The 15,752-nt window shown below is 66.8% G+C and carries 16 protein-coding genes; 5 read left to right on the top strand and 11 right to left on the bottom strand.

Annotated features, from left to right (window positions below; all coding sequences use genetic code 11):
* Positions 1 to 72 precede the first annotated feature (72 nt).
* A complete protein-coding gene (locus tag U5809_RS10420; RefSeq protein WP_322086438.1) occupies positions 73 to 1,383 on the bottom strand; it encodes an MFS transporter in 1,311 nt (436 codons plus the stop codon).
* A gap of 182 nt (positions 1,384 to 1,565) precedes the next feature.
* Positions 1,566 to 2,648: a tartrate dehydrogenase gene (locus U5809_RS10415; protein ID WP_322086437.1), complete on the bottom strand. Its 1,083-nt coding sequence runs from the start codon at positions 2,646 to 2,648 to the stop codon at positions 1,566 to 1,568.
* A gap of 108 nt (positions 2,649 to 2,756) precedes the next feature.
* Here U5809_RS10415 and U5809_RS10410 point away from each other — a divergent pair, with 108 nt between their 5' ends.
* Complete coding sequence (locus U5809_RS10410) at positions 2,757 to 3,677, top strand: LysR substrate-binding domain-containing protein (RefSeq protein ID WP_322086436.1); 921 nt, start codon at positions 2,757 to 2,759, stop codon at positions 3,675 to 3,677.
* 217 nt (positions 3,678 to 3,894) lie between these two features.
* Here the strand turns inward: U5809_RS10410 and U5809_RS10405 are convergent, their stop codons facing one another.
* From U5809_RS10405 to U5809_RS10395, 3 genes are all read right to left on the bottom strand, one after another.
* Complete coding sequence (locus U5809_RS10405; protein ID WP_322086435.1) at positions 3,895 to 4,896, bottom strand: LysR family transcriptional regulator; 1,002 nt, start codon at positions 4,894 to 4,896, stop codon at positions 3,895 to 3,897.
* 99 nt (positions 4,897 to 4,995) lie between these two features.
* A complete protein-coding gene (locus U5809_RS10400; RefSeq protein ID WP_322086434.1) occupies positions 4,996 to 5,415 on the bottom strand; it encodes an ATP--cob(I)alamin adenosyltransferase in 420 nt (139 codons plus the stop codon).
* 124 nt (positions 5,416 to 5,539) lie between these two features.
* Positions 5,540 to 6,340 (bottom strand): AraC family transcriptional regulator, encoded by an 801-nt coding sequence (locus U5809_RS10395; RefSeq protein WP_176046144.1) that lies wholly within the window; start codon positions 6,338 to 6,340, stop codon positions 5,540 to 5,542.
* A 168-nt stretch (positions 6,341 to 6,508) separates the two neighbouring features.
* Here U5809_RS10395 and U5809_RS10390 point away from each other — a divergent pair, with 168 nt between their 5' ends.
* Together U5809_RS10390 and U5809_RS10385 are read left to right on the top strand one after the other, a co-directional pair.
* Positions 6,509 to 7,135: a LysE family translocator gene (locus U5809_RS10390; protein ID WP_059237464.1), complete on the top strand. Its 627-nt coding sequence runs from the start codon at positions 6,509 to 6,511 to the stop codon at positions 7,133 to 7,135.
* Positions 7,136 to 7,148: 13 nt separating this feature from the next.
* Positions 7,149 to 7,901 carry a class I SAM-dependent methyltransferase gene (locus tag U5809_RS10385; protein WP_322086433.1) on the top strand — a complete coding sequence of 251 codons (753 nt, stop codon included), beginning with the start codon at positions 7,149 to 7,151 and terminating at the stop codon, positions 7,899 to 7,901.
* A 30-nt stretch (positions 7,902 to 7,931) separates the two neighbouring features.
* On the opposite strand, the gene U5809_RS10380 is transcribed toward U5809_RS10385, so the two are convergent.
* From U5809_RS10380 to U5809_RS10365, 4 genes are all read right to left on the bottom strand, one after another.
* Entirely contained in the window at positions 7,932 to 8,621 is a 690-nt protein-coding gene (locus U5809_RS10380; protein WP_322086432.1) for a DUF2848 domain-containing protein, read from the bottom strand.
* 67 nt (positions 8,622 to 8,688) lie between these two features.
* Positions 8,689 to 9,075 (bottom strand): cupin, encoded by a 387-nt coding sequence (locus U5809_RS10375; protein ID WP_322086431.1) that lies wholly within the window; start codon positions 9,073 to 9,075, stop codon positions 8,689 to 8,691.
* Positions 9,076 to 9,125: 50 nt separating this feature from the next.
* Positions 9,126 to 10,604 carry a 4-hydroxyphenylacetate 3-hydroxylase family protein gene (locus U5809_RS10370; RefSeq protein WP_282507549.1) on the bottom strand — a complete coding sequence of 493 codons (1,479 nt, stop codon included), beginning with the start codon at positions 10,602 to 10,604 and terminating at the stop codon, positions 9,126 to 9,128.
* A 36-nt stretch (positions 10,605 to 10,640) separates the two neighbouring features.
* On the bottom strand, positions 10,641 to 11,168 hold the full coding sequence (locus U5809_RS10365) for a flavin reductase family protein (RefSeq protein ID WP_322086430.1): 528 nt from the start codon (positions 11,166 to 11,168) through the stop codon (positions 10,641 to 10,643).
* A 273-nt stretch (positions 11,169 to 11,441) separates the two neighbouring features.
* Here U5809_RS10365 and U5809_RS10360 point away from each other — a divergent pair, with 273 nt between their 5' ends.
* The gene (locus tag U5809_RS10360; protein WP_322086429.1) at positions 11,442 to 12,653 is read left to right on the top strand and encodes an IscS subfamily cysteine desulfurase; all 1,212 of its coding nucleotides are present in this window, start codon (positions 11,442 to 11,444) and stop codon (positions 12,651 to 12,653) included.
* 40 nt (positions 12,654 to 12,693) lie between these two features.
* Here U5809_RS10360 and U5809_RS10355 read toward each other — a convergent pair whose 3' ends face one another.
* A complete protein-coding gene (locus U5809_RS10355; RefSeq protein WP_176046152.1) occupies positions 12,694 to 13,236 on the bottom strand; it encodes a MarR family winged helix-turn-helix transcriptional regulator in 543 nt (180 codons plus the stop codon).
* Between the two features lie 129 nt (positions 13,237 to 13,365).
* Here U5809_RS10355 and U5809_RS10350 point away from each other — a divergent pair, with 129 nt between their 5' ends.
* Positions 13,366 to 13,959 (top strand): nuclear transport factor 2 family protein, encoded by a 594-nt coding sequence (locus tag U5809_RS10350; protein ID WP_322086428.1) that lies wholly within the window; start codon positions 13,366 to 13,368, stop codon positions 13,957 to 13,959.
* 30 nt (positions 13,960 to 13,989) lie between these two features.
* Here U5809_RS10350 and rtcR read toward each other — a convergent pair whose 3' ends face one another.
* Positions 13,990 to 15,606, bottom strand: coding sequence for an RNA repair transcriptional activator RtcR (gene rtcR, locus U5809_RS10345; protein WP_322086427.1), 1,617 nt, complete (start codon positions 15,604 to 15,606; stop codon positions 13,990 to 13,992).
* Between the last annotated feature and the right edge of the window lie 146 nt (positions 15,607 to 15,752).

Genomic DNA, 15,752 nt, shown 5'->3' with positions numbered 1-15,752 from the left:
CGCGTCACGACGCACGAAGCCGGGCGGGCATGCAACGCGCACCCGCCCGGTTTTTCCGCGCGCATGCCCCGCTTACGAGTGATGCCGCACGCCCGGCACGACCGCTTCCCGCGCGCTCTTGCGGCTCAGCATCAGCGTGACGATCGCCGACACCGCGAGCGTGCCAGCCACCACGTACAGCCCCGCCGCATACCCGCCCGTCGCGTGCTTCAGCCAGCCGATCGCGAACGGCCCGACGAACCCGCCGAGATTGCCGATCGAGTTGATCATCGCGATGCCCGCCGCCGCACCGGCCCCCGACAGGAACGCGCTCGGCATCGCCCACAGCGGCGCCTTCGCGGCGCTGATCCCGATGTTGACGACGACCAGCGCGAGCACGGTCAGCAGCGCGGTGCTCGCCTGCCCCGCGAACACGAAGCCGATGCACGCGAGCACGCACGGAATCACGACGTGCCACGTGCGCTCGCCGGTGCGATCCGAATGCCGCGCCCACACGATCATCGCGACGACGGCGGCGATGCTGGGGATGCCGGTCAGCAAGCCCGTCTGCAACGCGGTGAAGCCGAACTGCCTGACCATCAGCGGCGCCCACAGCCCGAGCGTGTACAACCCCGCCGACGTGCCGAAGTAGATCAGCGCGAGCGCCAGCACGCGCGGATCGCGCAGCGCCTGCCACGCGCCGGCCGTGTGCCCGGCGTGCGTATGCCGCGCGTCGGCTTCGGCCTTCAGCTTCGCGATCAGCCAGTCGCGCTCGTCGGCGCGCAGCCATGCGGCCTTCGACGGCGAATCGGTCAGGCACTTCAGCACCACGAAGCCGAGCACGACCGCCGGCAGCGCTTCGACGATGTACAGCATCTGCCAGTCGGCGAGCCCGAACATCGGCGGCATCTGCATGATCGCGCCCGACAGCGGCGAACCGATCGCGGTCGAGATCGGCGCGGCCGCCATGAACCATGCGGCGGCCACCGCGCGCTGCTTCGCGGGGAACCACAGGCTCAGGTACAGGATGATGCCGGGGAAGAAACCGGCTTCGGCCATGCCGAGCAGGAAGCGCAGCACGTAGAAGCTCGTCGGCCCGGCCGCGAATGCGGACACGGCCGACACGATCCCCCACGTGATCATCACGCGTGCGATCCAGATGCGCGCACCGACACGATGGAGGATCAGGTTGGACGGCACTTCGAACAGAAAGTAGCCGATGAAGAACAGGCCGCCGCCGAACCCGAACGCGGTCGGCGACAGGCCGATCGCCTTGTTCATCGTCATCGCGGCGAAGCCGACGTTGACGCGATCGAGAAAGCTGACGAAGTAAAGCAGCATCACGAACGGAATGATGCGCCACATCAGTTTCCGCGCGACGCGGGTTTCCAGATCCGCTTGCATGTGTCTCCTCCTTCGAGGTCGAGCCGTGCTCTGTCTGTGAATGTTCGGCGGCGCCGGGATGAAGCGGGCGACGGCCGGCGCCCGGCTCGCGTCGGATGCGCGAGTCCCGGGCAGGAAAATCCGGGGCGATAAGCGGACGGCGCGCGCCTGCTACTTGCGCAGGCGCGCCGCCAGCCCGTTCGTCAGGCCGCGACCGCCGCGTGCGCGACGCGCTCGCACACGGCCGCCGTCACCTGCGCGGTCGTCGCACTGCCGCCGAGATCGCGCGTATGCAGCGACGGGTCGGCCGTCACGGCCTCGATCGCCTGCATCACGCGCGCGGCGGCGTCCGTTTCGCCGAGATGTTCGAGCAGCATCACGACCGACCAGAACGTGCCGACCGGATTCGCGAGCCCCTTGCCCATGATGTCGAACGCGGAACCGTGGATCGGCTCGAACATCGACGGGTAGCGACGCTCGGGATCGATGTTGCCGGTCGGCGCGATGCCGAGGCTGCCAGCCAGCGCGGCGGCGAGATCGCTGAGGATGTCCGCGTGCAGGTTGGTCGCGACGATCGTGTCGAGCGACGCCGGCCGGTTGACCATGCGCGCGGTCGCTGCATCGACTAGCTCCTTGTCCCACGTCACGTCGGGGAATTCCTGCGCGATCTGCTTCGCGATCTCGTCCCACATCACCATCGCGTGCCGCTGCGCGTTGCTCTTCGTGATCACGGTCAGCAGCTTGCGGGGGCGCGACTGCGCGAGCCGGAACGCGAAGCGCATGATGCGCTCGACGCCGGCGCGCGTGAGAATCGACACGTCGGTCGCGGCCTCGATCGGATGGCCCTGGTGCACGCGGCCGCCGACGCCCGCGTATTCGCCTTCGGAGTTCTCGCGGACGATCACCCAGTTCAGGTCGTCCGGCCCGCAGCGCTTCAGCGGCGCGTCGATGCCCGGCAGGATGCGCGTCGGGCGCACGTTCGCGTACTGGTCGAAGCCCTGGCAGATCTTCAGGCGCAGCCCCCACAGCGTCACGTGGTCGGGCACGTCGGGATCGCCCGCCGAGCCGAACAGGATCGCGTCCTTGCCGCGCAGCGCGTCGAGACCGTCGGCCGGCATCATCGCGCCGTGCTCGCGGTAGTAATCGGCGCCCCAGTCGAAATCCTCGAACTCGAAGGCAAAGCGGTCGCTGCCGCGGGCCAGCGCTTCCAGCACCTGCTTGCCGGCCGGCACCACTTCCTTGCCGATGCCGTCGCCGGGAATCGTTGCGATACGGTAGGTCTTCATGCGGACATCCTCGATTGATCGTGAGTGTGAACGCACTTTACCGAACCAGAAGTGCAGAAACCGGGGCTATACTCAAAGCATCTTTAACTTCAATTCACAAATCCCGTCATGGCGGATACCGTCCAGCCGGCCGATCTCGGCTTCTTCTCGACGCTGGCCGCGTCGGGCAGCCTGAGCGCGGCCGCGCGCGAACTCGGGCTGACCGCGGCGGCCGTCAGCAAGCGGCTCACGCAGATGGAGCGGCGCGCGGGCGTGACGCTCGTCAACCGCACGACGCGGCGGATGATGCTGACACCCGAAGGCGACGTGTATCTCGACTACGCGCGCCGGATCCTCGACCAGATGGGCGAACTCGGCGAACTGCTCGGCAGCGCGAAGCAGCGGCCGAAAGGGCTGCTGCGCGTGAACGCGACGCTCGGGTTCGGGCGCAGCCACATCGGCCCCGCGATCTCGCGCTTCGTCGCGCGCTACCCGGAAGTGTCGGTGCAGTTGCAGCTGTCGGTGATGCCGCCGCCGCTCACCGACGATGCATTCGACGTGTGCATCCGCTTCGGCGAGCCGCCCGACACGCGCGTCGTCGCGCGGCGGCTCGCGCCGAACCGCCGGCTGCTGTGCGCGGCGCCCGCCTATCTCGCGCGGCACGGCACGCCCGGCACGCCGCACGACCTCGCGCGGCACAACTGCATCGGCATCCGGCAAGGCGACGAAGGGTACGGCGTCTGGCGCCTGACGAGCGGCCGCGGCGCGGCGCGCCACACGGAAGCCGTGCGGATCAACGGCAACCTGACGACGAACGACGGCGAGATCGCGGTGAAGTGGGCGCTCGACGGACACGGGATCCTGATGCGCGCGGAGTGGGACCTGCGCGACTATCTCGCCGACGGGCGGCTGGTCGTCGTGCTGCCCGATCACGAGACGCCGAGCGCCGATATCTACGCGGTGTATGCGCAGCGTCACCAGATGTCCACGCGGATTCGCGCGTTCGTCGATTTCCTGGCGGAAGAGCTGGGGCGGTTGAAGGCGGCGTAGGCGGCGCCATATCGAAGAAGCTATTATTTTGGCGAAAATCCCACTGAATCACCAAAATAATTACATCAGTGCGCAACCGACTTGCCATGATTGTCCGGACCCGACGCTAATTGCGCAGATCTTCTGCGCATCGTCGTTACCACCCGCGAACAGGAGCGCATGGCTGGGGCGTTCCACCTCGCGGACGCCTGAATTCACATCAGGCTGCGTCATGCCGTCACGCCAGTTCGGCCAGCCTGCTATCGCGATCGCAGGTGGCGATTGCCTCCGGCACCGGCCGCCACCCTGCCGCCCCCGCCGCCGCCATCCCTTCGTGTTCGTGCGCGGCCTGCGCGAAACGCTCCGCGATCCAGTCGACGAATGCACGCACGCCGGGCGACACATGCGGGCGCTTCACATAGACCGCCGACACGGCAGCCGCCTCGGGCCGCCAGCGCGGCAGCACTTCCCGCAACCGCCCCGCATCGATCAGCGGCTGCGCGGCGATGCGCGTCGGCTGGATCAGCCCGAGGCCATGCACGCCGCAGGCCAGATACGCCTGCTCGTCGTCCACGCTGACGATGCTGTCGAGCCGGATCTTGCGCACGACGTCGTCCGCGACGAAATCGAGTTCGGCCGTGCGCTGGCCGGACACCGGCGTGCCGCTGACCGCGCGGTGGGCCGTCAGCGCGTCGAGCGTGCGCGGAACGCCAAAGCGGTCGAGATACGCGGGGCTCGCACACGTCACGCGCTCGAGCGTGCCGAGCCGGCGCGCGACGAGCGACGAATCGGGCAGCGCACCCAGCCGGATACGGCAGTCGATCGCGTCGGCGTCGCGATCGCCCGCGCGCCCGGCCACGCCCAGCATCAGTACGAGATCGGGATGCCGTGCATGAAACGCGTCGAGCGCCGGCAGCACGATCGCGCCGGCCACCGACGCCGGCACCTCGACGCGCAGCGGCCCGCTCGGGTGCCGCGCGGCGCCGCGAATGCTGGCTTCGAGCTCGTCGACGTCCGCCGTGATGCTCACGCAGCGTCGGTAATACGCGTCGCCTTCGGACGTCGCCCGCAGCGCGCGCGTCGTGCGCACCAGCAGCGGCGTGCCGAGCGCCGCTTCGAGTTCCTGCACGGTCCGCGTCGCGGTGGCGCGCGAGATGCCGAGCGCCAGCGCCGCGCGTGTAAAGCTCTTCATTTCGACGATGCGCGTAAAGATGCGCATCGCGCGGATCGGATTGTCCACCGGTCACCCCTGCGTGGTTGCGACACGCCGCGGCGCGCATGCGCGCCGTGCATGTGTGTCGTTGTCGACGAGAGCCGCGCGGCTCGCGCGGCGGCCGATTCAGGCGTTCGCCGCCGCCATGCTGCGCGCGGGTTCCGCAAGCAGCCGCTGCGCGAGCGCCAGCGCGTCGTCGCGGGTCGCCGCCGCGTGCAGTGGATAGCCCCAGACCTTCTCGAACGTGCCAGAAAATGCATCGAGCGCGACACGCCGTGCCGCATCGGGCTCGATCGCGATCATCGCGGGGATCCATTCGCGCGACTGCGCGCGGTTGGCCTTGCTCCACTTCGCGAGCTGCTTGCGCATCTCGTGATCGGTGTCGCCGCGATCGTCTCCGGACGGCGCATCGTCGGTCAGAAGAACGAAGCGTTCGCCGCGCGCCAGCAGCGCATCGAGCTCGGCGATCAGTTGGGTCGGTTCGAGGTGCGTCGAACCGCTGTAACGCAGCCAGACAAACGGAAATTCAGTCGTGGTGATTTGCATGTCGACCTCCAGATGAGAACGATTCTCATTTTATGGATCGAGGCCAAACACGTCATTTCTCATCCCGGCCAACTGCTTTTTCATTCCGGCCAAACGTGCGTGAACGCCAGTGCGGCCCGGTCGTTCAGCGCTGCCGGTCGGTCAGGAATTGCGTCGGCGACTTGCCGGTCGCCTTGCGGAACATCGTCACGAAGCTGCTCGCGCTCTCGTAGCCGAGGTCGATCGCGATCTGGTGCACGCGGCGGCCGGTCGTCAGCATCCGCAGCGACAGCGCGACGTGCAGCCGCCGGCGCCAGTCGCCGAGGCTCATTCCGAGCTCCTTCGTCGCGAGCCGTGTGAGGCTGCGCTCGCTGACGCCCGCGCGCCGCGCGAGTTCGGGCAGCGGCGACTTGTCGGCCGGATCGTCGAGCAGATGGTCGATCAGCTTGCGCAGCCGGCGGTCGGTCGGCATCGGCAGGTACAGGTCCTCGACCGGCGCTGCAACGAGTTCGTCGAGCAGCGTCGCCATCAGCCGCCCTTGCGGCCCGTCGACGTCGTACAGGTTCGGGAAACTCGCGGCTTTCAGCAGCAGCTCGCGCAGCAGCGGCGACACGGACAGCGTGCAGCAGCGTGCAGGCAGGTCGAGCGCGGCGTCGGGTTCGACCAGCACCGCATAGAAGGTCGCACCGGCCGAGCCGCGCGCGGCGTGCGGAACGTCGCCGGGAATCCATACCGTGCATTGCGGCGGCGCGCTCCACACGCCGCCGTCGATCTCGCAATAGACGACGCCGCTCAGCGTGTAGAGCAACTGCGCCTGGCGATGACTGTGCCGCTCCAGCCGCCATTCGGGCTCGACGACCGAGCCGCCGAACACGACGAGCGGACGCGGCACGTGATAGACGTCGGCGTCCGCGGCGGGATCGGTGGTCGGTGGAAGCTCGCGCATGAAACGATGGGCGGTGGAAGAAGCCGGACGCCCTGCTGCGCGTCCTTTCGTGCTTATACCAGAAAGGCGCCCGTGCGGCCGGGTCGTTCAACGGCGCGTCAGCGGCCGTGCGCCGAACCGAATACAATGCCCCGATCCCCGCCGCTGCGCCAACCTGCCGGAGCCGCCATGTTCGACCTGACCACGCTGACCACCTTCACGGCCGTCGTTCTGGGCCTGTTCCTGATCCCCGGCCCCGCCGTGCTGCTCGTGCTGAGCCGCACCGTGCAGGGCGGGCGCAAGACCGGCATCCTGACCGGCCTCGGCGTCGCGAGCGGCGACTTCGTGCACACGCTGTTCGCGGCCGTCGGGCTGTCCGCGCTGCTGATGACGTCGGCGCTCGCGTTCAATGTCGTGAAACTGGTCGGCGCCGCGTACCTGATCTATCTCGGCGTGCGTGCGCTGCTGGAGAAGGCGTCCGATCCGTCGCTGCCGCAAGTGTCGCCCGTCACGCCGCTCAAGGCGTACCTGCAGGCCATTCCCGCCGAAGTGCTGAATCCGAAGACCGCGCTGTTCTTTCTCGCGTTCATGCCGCAATTCGTGCATCCGGAGCGCGGCTCGACGTTCGTGCAGTTCGCGGTACTCGGGCTGATCTTCGTCGTGCTCAGCTCGCTCTACACGACGCTGATCGCGTGCTCGATCCGCCCGCTCGGCCGCATCGTGAAACGGCTCACGTGGCTCACGCGCTGGCAGGGCAAGATCATCGGTTCGATCTTCATCGCACTCGGGCTGCGCGTGGCCGTGCAGCAGCGCTGATACGCGCGGCCGCATGACGCCTGCCGACCCGGATCGCCTCTACACCGACCCACGCCTTGTCGCACTCTACGACCTGTTCAACGCAGGCGATCGGGATTTCGCGTTCTACGCATCCGTGATCGGCACCTCGCCGCAACGCATCCTCGATCTCGGCTGCGGCACCGGCACGTTCGCGCGCCGGCTCGCGGCAGCCGGGCATGACGTCGTCGCGATCGATCCGGCGCCCGCAATGATCGAATACGCTCGACGCCAGCCGCGCGCCGACACCGTGCGCTGGTTCGCGTGCGAACTCGGCAGCCTGCCGCCCGACGCGCCGTTCGATTCGGTCGTGATGACCGGGCATGCGTTCCAGTGCCTGCTGACCGATGACGAAATCGATGGCGTGCTGCACGGCGTGCGACGCGTACTCGCCGATGGCGGCCGCTTCCTGTTCGACACCCGCAACCCACGCATCGAGCCGTGGCGCGCGTGGACACCCACGCATTCGGCACGCCGCGTCGAATCGCGCGACTTCGGCAGCGTCGATCTCCATCACGCCGTGCGTGCGGTCGATCGCGCGATCGTGACGTTCGACACGTACTACCGCTTCCACCGCGACGATACGGCGCTGACGAATACGAGCCGGCTGCGTTTCATCGCGCAACCCGAATTGCAGGCACGCGTGGCGGCAGCCGGATTCGCGTCGGCCGACTGGTACGGCGACTGGCAGCATGCGCCATTCGATGAAGCGGCCAGCGCGGAGATCATCGCGATCTGCCGCGCTTGAGTGCACTTGAGTGCGCGAGCGTCGACGACGTCAGCCCGCAATGGGCAGCGCGTCGACCGCATACGCATGGCGAATCGTGCGGCCCAGCACCGGATCTTCCAGCTCGACCTCGAAGCGCTCGGCCGGCCGGATGCCGCCGATCGCCGCAAGCGTACCGCACAGCATCGCGGTGCCGTCGACGAAGCGGCCGTCATCGTGCGCGAACTGTGCGATCAGGTCGTCCGGTGCGCGCATCGCGGTCACCTTGCCTTCCTGGTACAGCACGCGCTCGCCGTCGATCGTCGCGTACGCGCGCAGCACGAGCTGATCCCAGTGCCCGGCCACGTCGTCGAACTTCCACAGCGTGCTCGCGCACGGCTTGCCGCACATCTGCTTCGAGACGGTGATCCCGTACGTCTCGACTTCGCGGTCGGTGTGATCGGACGCGATGCCGACGAATGTCTCGCCGCCGTCGCGCACCAGCACGAATTCCGCTTCGCCGCTGCTCTGCCCGCCCGACACCTGGATCGCGGGTGACGGATCGAGGCGATCGGCCGCGACGCGGTAGAACACCGGTGTCGTCGCCGGACGCTTGACGCCCAGTTCCTCCAGCTCGCGGATGTGCTTCTCCATGGCGACCGTGTCGCGTCCGGTCCAGCCCGCGATCACGAGCGTGTCGATCGCGATCGCACGCTCGGTGCGGCCGTCGCGACCGTCGATCGCGAACGTAATGGTTTTCATCGAATGCTCCTCGTGGCAGGCAGAGCACGATACGGCGCTGCCCACGATGTGTCGTGAATGGCCGCGCTTATGCCGGGTCGTAGTAGTGGATCTCCAGCAGCACGCAGCCGCCGTTCGACTTGAACGGGCCGTGCCATGCACCGGGCGGACGCACCGCGTACGTGTAGCCGTTGAACGGCGTGCCGCCGTCGCCGTGCTCGTCGTTGCCGACGGTCAGGTCGCCTTCGACCAGAAACACTTCTTCCCAGTAGTCGTGCACGAACGGCTTCTTCGTATGCAGCCCGGCCGGCAGGCGCAGCAGGCGCGTGCGGCTGCCGCGCTTGCGCTCGGTATCGAGCGCGCCGGACAGGATCAGCTCCTGCGCGCCGGATGCGGGGTCATAGCCTTCCGGCAGTTGCCAGTCGCGCTGCATGTCCAGCGCATGGAATTCGTCGTGAAGCTTGTTGATGGCCATCTGTCTCTCCTGAATGCGATAGCGGGTGAAGTTGGACGCAACCGGACGCGTCAAGCGGCGCGCGGCGTCGACAGTTCCTGGTTCAGCGAATAGCTGCCGAGCATCGAATCGACGAGATGCGACGCGCGCTGCCAGTCGTACGTGCGGTACGCATGCCCCTTCGTGACGAACGACGCACCCGCATAGAACAGTTCGTACTGGTTGTGGCGCGACGCAAATTCGGAGCCGACCGCATCCCACGCGAGCTTGAAGAACTTCACGCGCTCCTCGGACGAGCACACCGGCGACTTCTGCGTCTTCTCGATGATGCGCAGCAGGTCGGGGTTCTCGAAATCGCGCACGCTGGACGGCAGCATGATCATTCCGCCGCCGGCGAGCTCGCGCAGCGTGTTGAGCACCTTCGAATACAGCTGCTGCGTGACGACCTGCGAGCCGTACAGCATGTTGCGGTCAGGCACGTAGAAGCCGTTGACGACCGTGCCCTTCGCCTCCATCCCGTAGACCCACGCCTCGACCATCGACGCTTCGGCCGCGAGCTGGCCCAGCGTCTCGCGCACCTGCGGGAACGTGTTCGTTCCGTTGACCTCGGAGATCTTCAAGCCAAGCCCGACCAGGAAGCGCAGCTTCGTCATCAGGCGCACCTGGCATTGATAGTTCTGGTACACGTGGGCAGGCGTCGCGTGAAACTGCTTCGCGCACATCGCCGTATTGCCGGCGACGAAGATCCGTTCCCACGGCACCTTCACGTCGTCGAAGTACAGCACCGCGTCGTTCTCGTCGAAGCGGCTCGACAGCGGGTTGTCGAACACCGACGTCGCGTTTTCCTCGTACGACTTGCGCGACATGATCTTCATGCCCTTCGCGTTCATCGGCACCGCAAACGATAGCGCGTACATCTCGTCGCCTTCGCGCAGCGGCTGGATGCAGCTGCAGAACACCTCGTTCGCCATGATTCCGCTCGTCGCGAGCATCTTCGCGCCGCGCACCGTGATGCCTTCGGCATCCTGATCGACGATGCCGACCGCGAGGTACTTGTCTTCCTGCTCGTGTGCGCTCTTCGACTGGTTCGCCTGCGGATTCACGATCACGTAGGTCAGGAACAGGTCGTTGTCGCGTGCGTAACGGTAGTAGTCGCGCAGCGCGCCTGCACGGGCCGGATCGTATTGCTCGAACACGTCGGCGCCCATATACATGCCCGACAGGCACGACGCAACGTGGTCGGGCGAACGGCCCATGAAGCCGTAATGCAGCTCCGACCATGCCTCCAGCGCGGTACGGCGTTCGAGCAGTTCGTCATAGGATGTCGGGAGTTGCCAGATCCGGCTCACACGGTTGCCCGTGTCGGGCGACACGAACGTCATCTTCTCGACGTTCTCGTCGCGCGCCTGGTAGTCGTACAGGCTCGCGTAGCTGCGAATCGAATTGCGGAATGCCGCATGCGCGGTCACGTCGCCGACCGGCTGGCCGTTCAGGTAAACCTGCCGGCCGTCGCGCAGCGACGCGATGTGCTGAGTCCCGTTCTTGATCATGATGTCCTCCTGGGTGGAATGAATCGTGGGTTGCGTTCACACGGACGGCGCGTGCGCGCCGTCGAGCGCGCGGTAGCGACCGCCGAAGAAGATCAGCGGGCGCCCTTCCGAGCGCGCGCGGTGCCGCGTCACGCGGCCGACGAAGATCACGTGGTCGCCGCCGTCGTACTGCGCATAGGGTTCGCATTCGAACGTCGCGAGTGCGTCGGGCAGCAGCACCGCGCCGTCGTCGTCCGGCGCACCGGCGCGCCAGCCCCATTTGTCGCCGTTCGCTTTCGCAAAGCAGTTCGACAGGTGCTGCTGCGTCTCGTCGAGCACGTTGACCGCGTAGCCGCGCGCGCCGGCCAGGTCGCCGAGGCTCAGGCTGCGGCGATCGACCGAGAACAGGATCAGCGGCGGATCCAGCGACACCGAATTGAACGACGCGACCGTGATGCCGACCGGCATCCCCTCCTTGCGCGGCGCGGTAATCACCGCGACACCCGTCGCGAACATCGACAACGCACTGCGAAAGCGCCGCTGCTCGTCAGCGCCCGCGCCGGCTCCGGCATGGTTCTCGCTCATCTCGTCCTCCATGGGTTGCATCGCCGGATCCCGCCGTGGAATCCGGCCCAACAAAGCACCGTTATTTAGCTTTGTTATTTAGCTTTTATTAAATGCAAACACAAAGGCGGGTTCAAGCTGTCGTAAACCCTGATCTTGAAAGCTTTGTTTGAAAGACAACCCTACTGGCGTGATGGATGTTGCGCGGCGCCCGTGAATGTCCACGTACACTGCGGCAACCGTATTCCCCGGCTTTCGCGACCCGCGAGAGACCCGCTTTCCGGAGCCCTTTCGATGTCATCTCGTCCGATCTACATGGACTACAGCGCGACGACACCCGTCGATCCGCGCGTGGTCGACAAAATGGTGCCGTTCCTGCACGAGCGGTTCGGCAACCCCGCTTCACGCAGCCACAGCTACGGCTGGGATGCCGAGCAGGCCGTCGAGGAAGCGCGCGCGCACGTCGCCGCACTGCTGGGCGCGGACCCGCGCGAAATCGTGTGGACATCCGGCGCGACCGAAGGCAACAACCTCGCGATCAAGGGTGCCGCGCACTTCTACCAGGGCCGCGGCAAGCATCTCGTCACGGTGAAGACCGAGCACAAGGCCGTGCTCGATACGTGCCGCGAACTCGAACGGCAGGGCTTCGACGTCACGTACCTCGACGTGCGGGAAGACGGCCTCGTCGATCTCGATGCGCTGCGGCAGGCGCTGCGCGGCGACACGATCCTGGTGTCGGTGATGCTCGCGAACAATGAAACGGGCGTGATCCAGCCGGTTGCCGAGATCGGCGCGCTGTGTCGCGCGCGCGGCATCGTGTTCCACTGCGACGCCGTGCAGGCGGCCGGCAAGATTCCGGTGGACGTCAATGCGCTGAATGTCGACCTGCTGACGGTGACCGCGCACAAGGTGTACGGCCCGAAGGGGATCGGCGCGCTGTACGTGCGCCGCAAGCCGCGCGTGCGCATCGAAGCACAGATGCACGGCGGCGGCCACGAGCGCGGGATGCGCTCGGGCACGCTGCCGACGCACCAGATCGTCGGGATGGGCGAAGCGTTTCGGCTTGCGAAGGAAGAGATGGGAGAAGAAAGCCGCCGCGTCGGCGCATTGCGCGACCGGCTGCTGGCCGGGCTGTCGACGCTCGACGAGGTTTACGTGAACGGCGACCTGACGCGGCGGATTCCGCACAACCTGAACGTCAGCTTCAACTTCGTCGAAGGCGAATCGCTGATCATGGGGATCAAGGGCGTGGCGGTATCGTCAGGCTCCGCGTGTACGTCGGCGTCGCTGGAGCCGTCTTACGTGCTGCGTGCGCTCGGCCGCAGCGACGAACTCGCGCACAGCTCGATCCGCTTCACGCTCGGCCGCTTCACGACCGAAGCCGAAGTCGACAGCGTGATCGCACAGGTGCGCGACACGGTCGGCAAGCTGCGCGCGCTGAGCCCGTTGTGGGACATGCATCTGGAAGGAGTCGACCTGAACACGATCGAATGGGCCGCGCACTGAGCGTGGCCGAGGCGCCACGCCGGCCCACGGCCGGCGTGCGTCAGCTTTTTTCCTGGCGCGCGATCATGTGCGCGAGATCGAGCGTCGCGCGGTCGCCGTTGGTGACGAGGCGGTCGATCACCGAGCACATCACCTTGAATTCGGTCTTGGTCACGCCCTCGAACAGCACGTTGTTGATCCGCTGCTGGGTGGGCGCCAGCGCCTTAAGCAGCTTCGTGCCGGCCGACGTGACCGTGAGCCGCATCTTGCGCTTGTCGTCCGGGTCCGCTCGCTTGTCGATCAGGCCGAGCTTCTTGAGCTTGCCGGTTTCGATCGTCACGAACGCGCCGCTCAGGTGCAGGTGATCGGCCAGGCGGTTGACGGTCACGACGTCGTCGTGAGACAGGTGCGCGACCGACACGAGCAACGAATACTGGATGCCGGTCAGCCCGGCGATCGAGCCGAAACCGTCGCGCACCGACAGCAGGCGCGCCGCGAACGGCAACAGCCCGTTGATCAGGTGACGGAATTCCGTGTCCGTGCCGTCGATCAGGCAGGCCGGGTTGGTAATGGTCAGAACGGACTCCTCTTGCTGCTTGGCCATGACGTCGACGCTCCGTGCAGTCATGCGAATTTAGCTTTGAAACGAAATTATACGGCAAAGGCACATGCACCCCCGGCCAGGTCCGGCGGCCCGCATGCGGCCCGATTTTCCGCCACTGGAGGTTCGACCATGCCCTTCCCGCTTCATCCCGCGACGGTTCGCGCGCTGCTCGAATGCTATCTGCGCGCGAAAGACCTGAACCGGCCCGCACTGATCGCCGACTGCTTCGCGGCCGATGCCGAGCTGAGCTTTTCGCTCGCCAACGACGATATCGATTTTCCGCCGCGCGTGACGGGTGCGGCCGCCATTGCGCGTACGCTGGTCGAGGAATTCGGCGAGCGGTTCGAGCGGTGCCGCACCTATTACGTCTGTACGGAACCGGATGTCGACGACCATGGCGTCAGCAACATGCCGTGGCTCGTCGTGATGCGGCAGAAGGACAGCGGCGCGCTGCGGATCGGGCATGGCACGTATCGCTGGCAGTTCGCGGGAGATGACCGCCGCCGCGACGTTGCGCGGATCGCCGCACTGCACATTCATATCGCGCGGATGGATACGGTCGACGATCCGCAATCGCTGAAGCTCGACGCGCTGCATGCGGCACTCGGGTATCCGTGGCTGCCGGCGCGTGCGTTTGCGCACGGGCTGGCGGATGTCGCGGCGGCTCACCCGGATTGGGGATTCCTGGCGCCGTTTCACGACGCGGCGACTGCGGCGGCCTGACCGATCACGCCGCCCGCGCCGCGGCGCTCGTCATGCCCCGTCGAGCGCCTGCCTCACCGCCTCCCAATCGAGCCCGAACCGCGCGAGATATTTGCGCAGCCGGTCCGCATCGTTCGGCTGCTTCTTGATCTGCCGCGACACTGCAAACAGCGTGCGCCCCGCTTCCGACAGGCTCGCCGAGGTGCGGCACACGTCGAGCACGCGTTCGAGCTGCGCCCGGTCGAACAGGTCGAGTTCCGCCGCGCGCGTACCGAACACCGCGTCGACGCACGATTCCGACACACCCGCGCCGCCCGGCGACGACCACGTGCGCGTCAGCCGCTCGACTTCCTGCTCGGCAAGCGCCTCGGTAATCCGCCCTGCATCGGCCAGCGTCGCCATCCGCGTGACCGACGCCGACAGTTCGCGGAAGTTGCCGGCCCACGCCGCGCGCGGTGACGCCGCGAACGCAAGATAGCGCCGCTTCGCCTCCACGTTGAATCGCACCTGCTCGCCCTGCTCGCGGCCGAAGCGATCGAGTTCGAATTCGAGATTCGGCTCGATGTCCTCGCGGCGTTCGGCGAGCCCCGGCAGTTCGTACGTCCACAGATTGATCCGCGCATAGAGATCCTCGCGGAACGTGCCGGCCGCCACCATCTGCCGCAGGTCGCGATGCGTGCCCGCGATCAGCTCGAAATCGCTGGTCGCCTCGACGTCCGCGCCGACCGGCAGGAAACGCTTCTCCTCGATCGCCTTCAGCAGCATCGCCTGCTCGTCGAGCCCGAGTTCGCCGATCTCGTCGAGAAACAGCAGCCCGCCGTCCGCCGCGCGCAGCAGGCCCGCGCGCGCCGTCTGCGCGCCCGTGAACGCGCCCTTCACGTGCCCGAACAGCGTCGACATCGCCGCGTCGCCGCGCAGCGTCGCGCAGTTGATCTCGATGAACGGCCCCGCGAGCCGATGGCGGCCGCGCTTCAGCTCGTACACGCGCTTCGCGAGAAACGACTTGCCGGCGCCCGTCGGCCCGACCAGCAGCATCGGCGCGCGCGAACGTACGGCCACGCGCTCCAGTTGCTCGATCAGCGCATTGAAACGCGCGTTGCGCGTGGCGATGCCGGCCTTCAGGAACGACACCGTTTCGTCGCGCTCGCGCGTGAAGCGTTGCGCGATCCGGTTGTAGCGCGACAGGTCGAGATCGATCACCGATATCGTGCCCGGCCCGCTCGGGCCCTCGTCGGTCCGCTGCGGCGGCCCCGTCTGCACGAGCCGTGCGGGCAGGTAGCGCGCTTCCGCCAGCAGGAACCAGCAGATCTGCGCGACGTGCGTGCCGGTCGTGATGTGGATCAGGTAATCCTCGTGCTCGAGGTCGAACGGATATGCGCGTGCGAAGTCGTGCAGCGTCGCGTAGACCTCCTCGAAATCCCACGGATCGTGGATCGAGACCGGCGTGAGCCGCACGTCGGTATGCGGCGACAGCTGCGCGAGATCCTCCCGCACGTGGCTCGCGAGACGCAGGTACTCCTGCGGATACAGCAGTTCGAGCCGGTCGATCGGCTGGCCGGGATGCTCGCACAGCGAAATCGTCGGCCGCCATTTCGGGTAGCGCCGGGCCGTGCGATCGCCCTGATCGAGCACGATACCGAGAAAACCGATGGCAACGGTCTTTCGCATGTTTATCTCATCGGATAAAAAACGATCCGATTATATCGGAATTTAGCAATGACGCGAGACGGGGTGCACCGACGCCCAATGAAGCAAACCAAACAAAATCCCTTTATTTTCAATGAATTAAAAAATATCCCGAGCGCAAACACGCC

Origin of the sequence: Burkholderia sp. BCC1999 (assembly GCF_905339975.1) — a bacterium.
GTDB lineage: Bacteria > Pseudomonadota > Gammaproteobacteria > Burkholderiales > Burkholderiaceae > Burkholderia.
This window is presented reverse-complemented; position numbering and strand designations above follow the sequence as displayed.

Excerpts from the sequence above, each read along its gene's own strand:
- U5809_RS10370 (WP_282507549.1), bottom strand. The coding sequence starts at position 10,604 with ATGATCAAGAACGGGACTCAGCACATCGCGTCGCTGCGCGACGGCCGG.
- U5809_RS10375 (WP_322086431.1), bottom strand. The coding sequence starts at position 9,075 with ATGGCCATCAACAAGCTTCACGACGAATTCCATGCGCTGGACATGCAG.
- U5809_RS10380 (WP_322086432.1), bottom strand. The coding sequence starts at position 8,621 with ATGAAAACCATTACGTTCGCGATCGACGGTCGCGACGGCCGCACCGAG.
- U5809_RS10355 (WP_176046152.1), bottom strand. The coding sequence starts at position 13,236 with ATGGCCAAGCAGCAAGAGGAGTCCGTTCTGACCATTACCAACCCGGCC.
- U5809_RS10385 (WP_322086433.1), top strand. The coding sequence starts at position 7,149 with ATGACGCCTGCCGACCCGGATCGCCTCTACACCGACCCACGCCTTGTC.
- U5809_RS10415 (WP_322086437.1), bottom strand. The coding sequence starts at position 2,648 with ATGAAGACCTACCGTATCGCAACGATTCCCGGCGACGGCATCGGCAAG.
- U5809_RS10365 (WP_322086430.1), bottom strand. The coding sequence starts at position 11,168 with ATGAGCGAGAACCATGCCGGAGCCGGCGCGGGCGCTGACGAGCAGCGG.
- U5809_RS10410 (WP_322086436.1), top strand. The coding sequence starts at position 2,757 with ATGGCGGATACCGTCCAGCCGGCCGATCTCGGCTTCTTCTCGACGCTG.
- U5809_RS10350 (WP_322086428.1), top strand. The coding sequence starts at position 13,366 with ATGCCCTTCCCGCTTCATCCCGCGACGGTTCGCGCGCTGCTCGAATGC.
- U5809_RS10360 (WP_322086429.1), top strand. The coding sequence starts at position 11,442 with ATGTCATCTCGTCCGATCTACATGGACTACAGCGCGACGACACCCGTC.
- U5809_RS10400 (WP_322086434.1), bottom strand. The coding sequence starts at position 5,415 with ATGCAAATCACCACGACTGAATTTCCGTTTGTCTGGCTGCGTTACAGC.
- U5809_RS10390 (WP_059237464.1), top strand. The coding sequence starts at position 6,509 with ATGTTCGACCTGACCACGCTGACCACCTTCACGGCCGTCGTTCTGGGC.
- U5809_RS10420 (WP_322086438.1), bottom strand. The coding sequence starts at position 1,383 with ATGCAAGCGGATCTGGAAACCCGCGTCGCGCGGAAACTGATGTGGCGC.
- rtcR (WP_322086427.1), bottom strand. The coding sequence starts at position 15,606 with ATGCGAAAGACCGTTGCCATCGGTTTTCTCGGTATCGTGCTCGATCAG.
- U5809_RS10395 (WP_176046144.1), bottom strand. The coding sequence starts at position 6,340 with ATGCGCGAGCTTCCACCGACCACCGATCCCGCCGCGGACGCCGACGTC.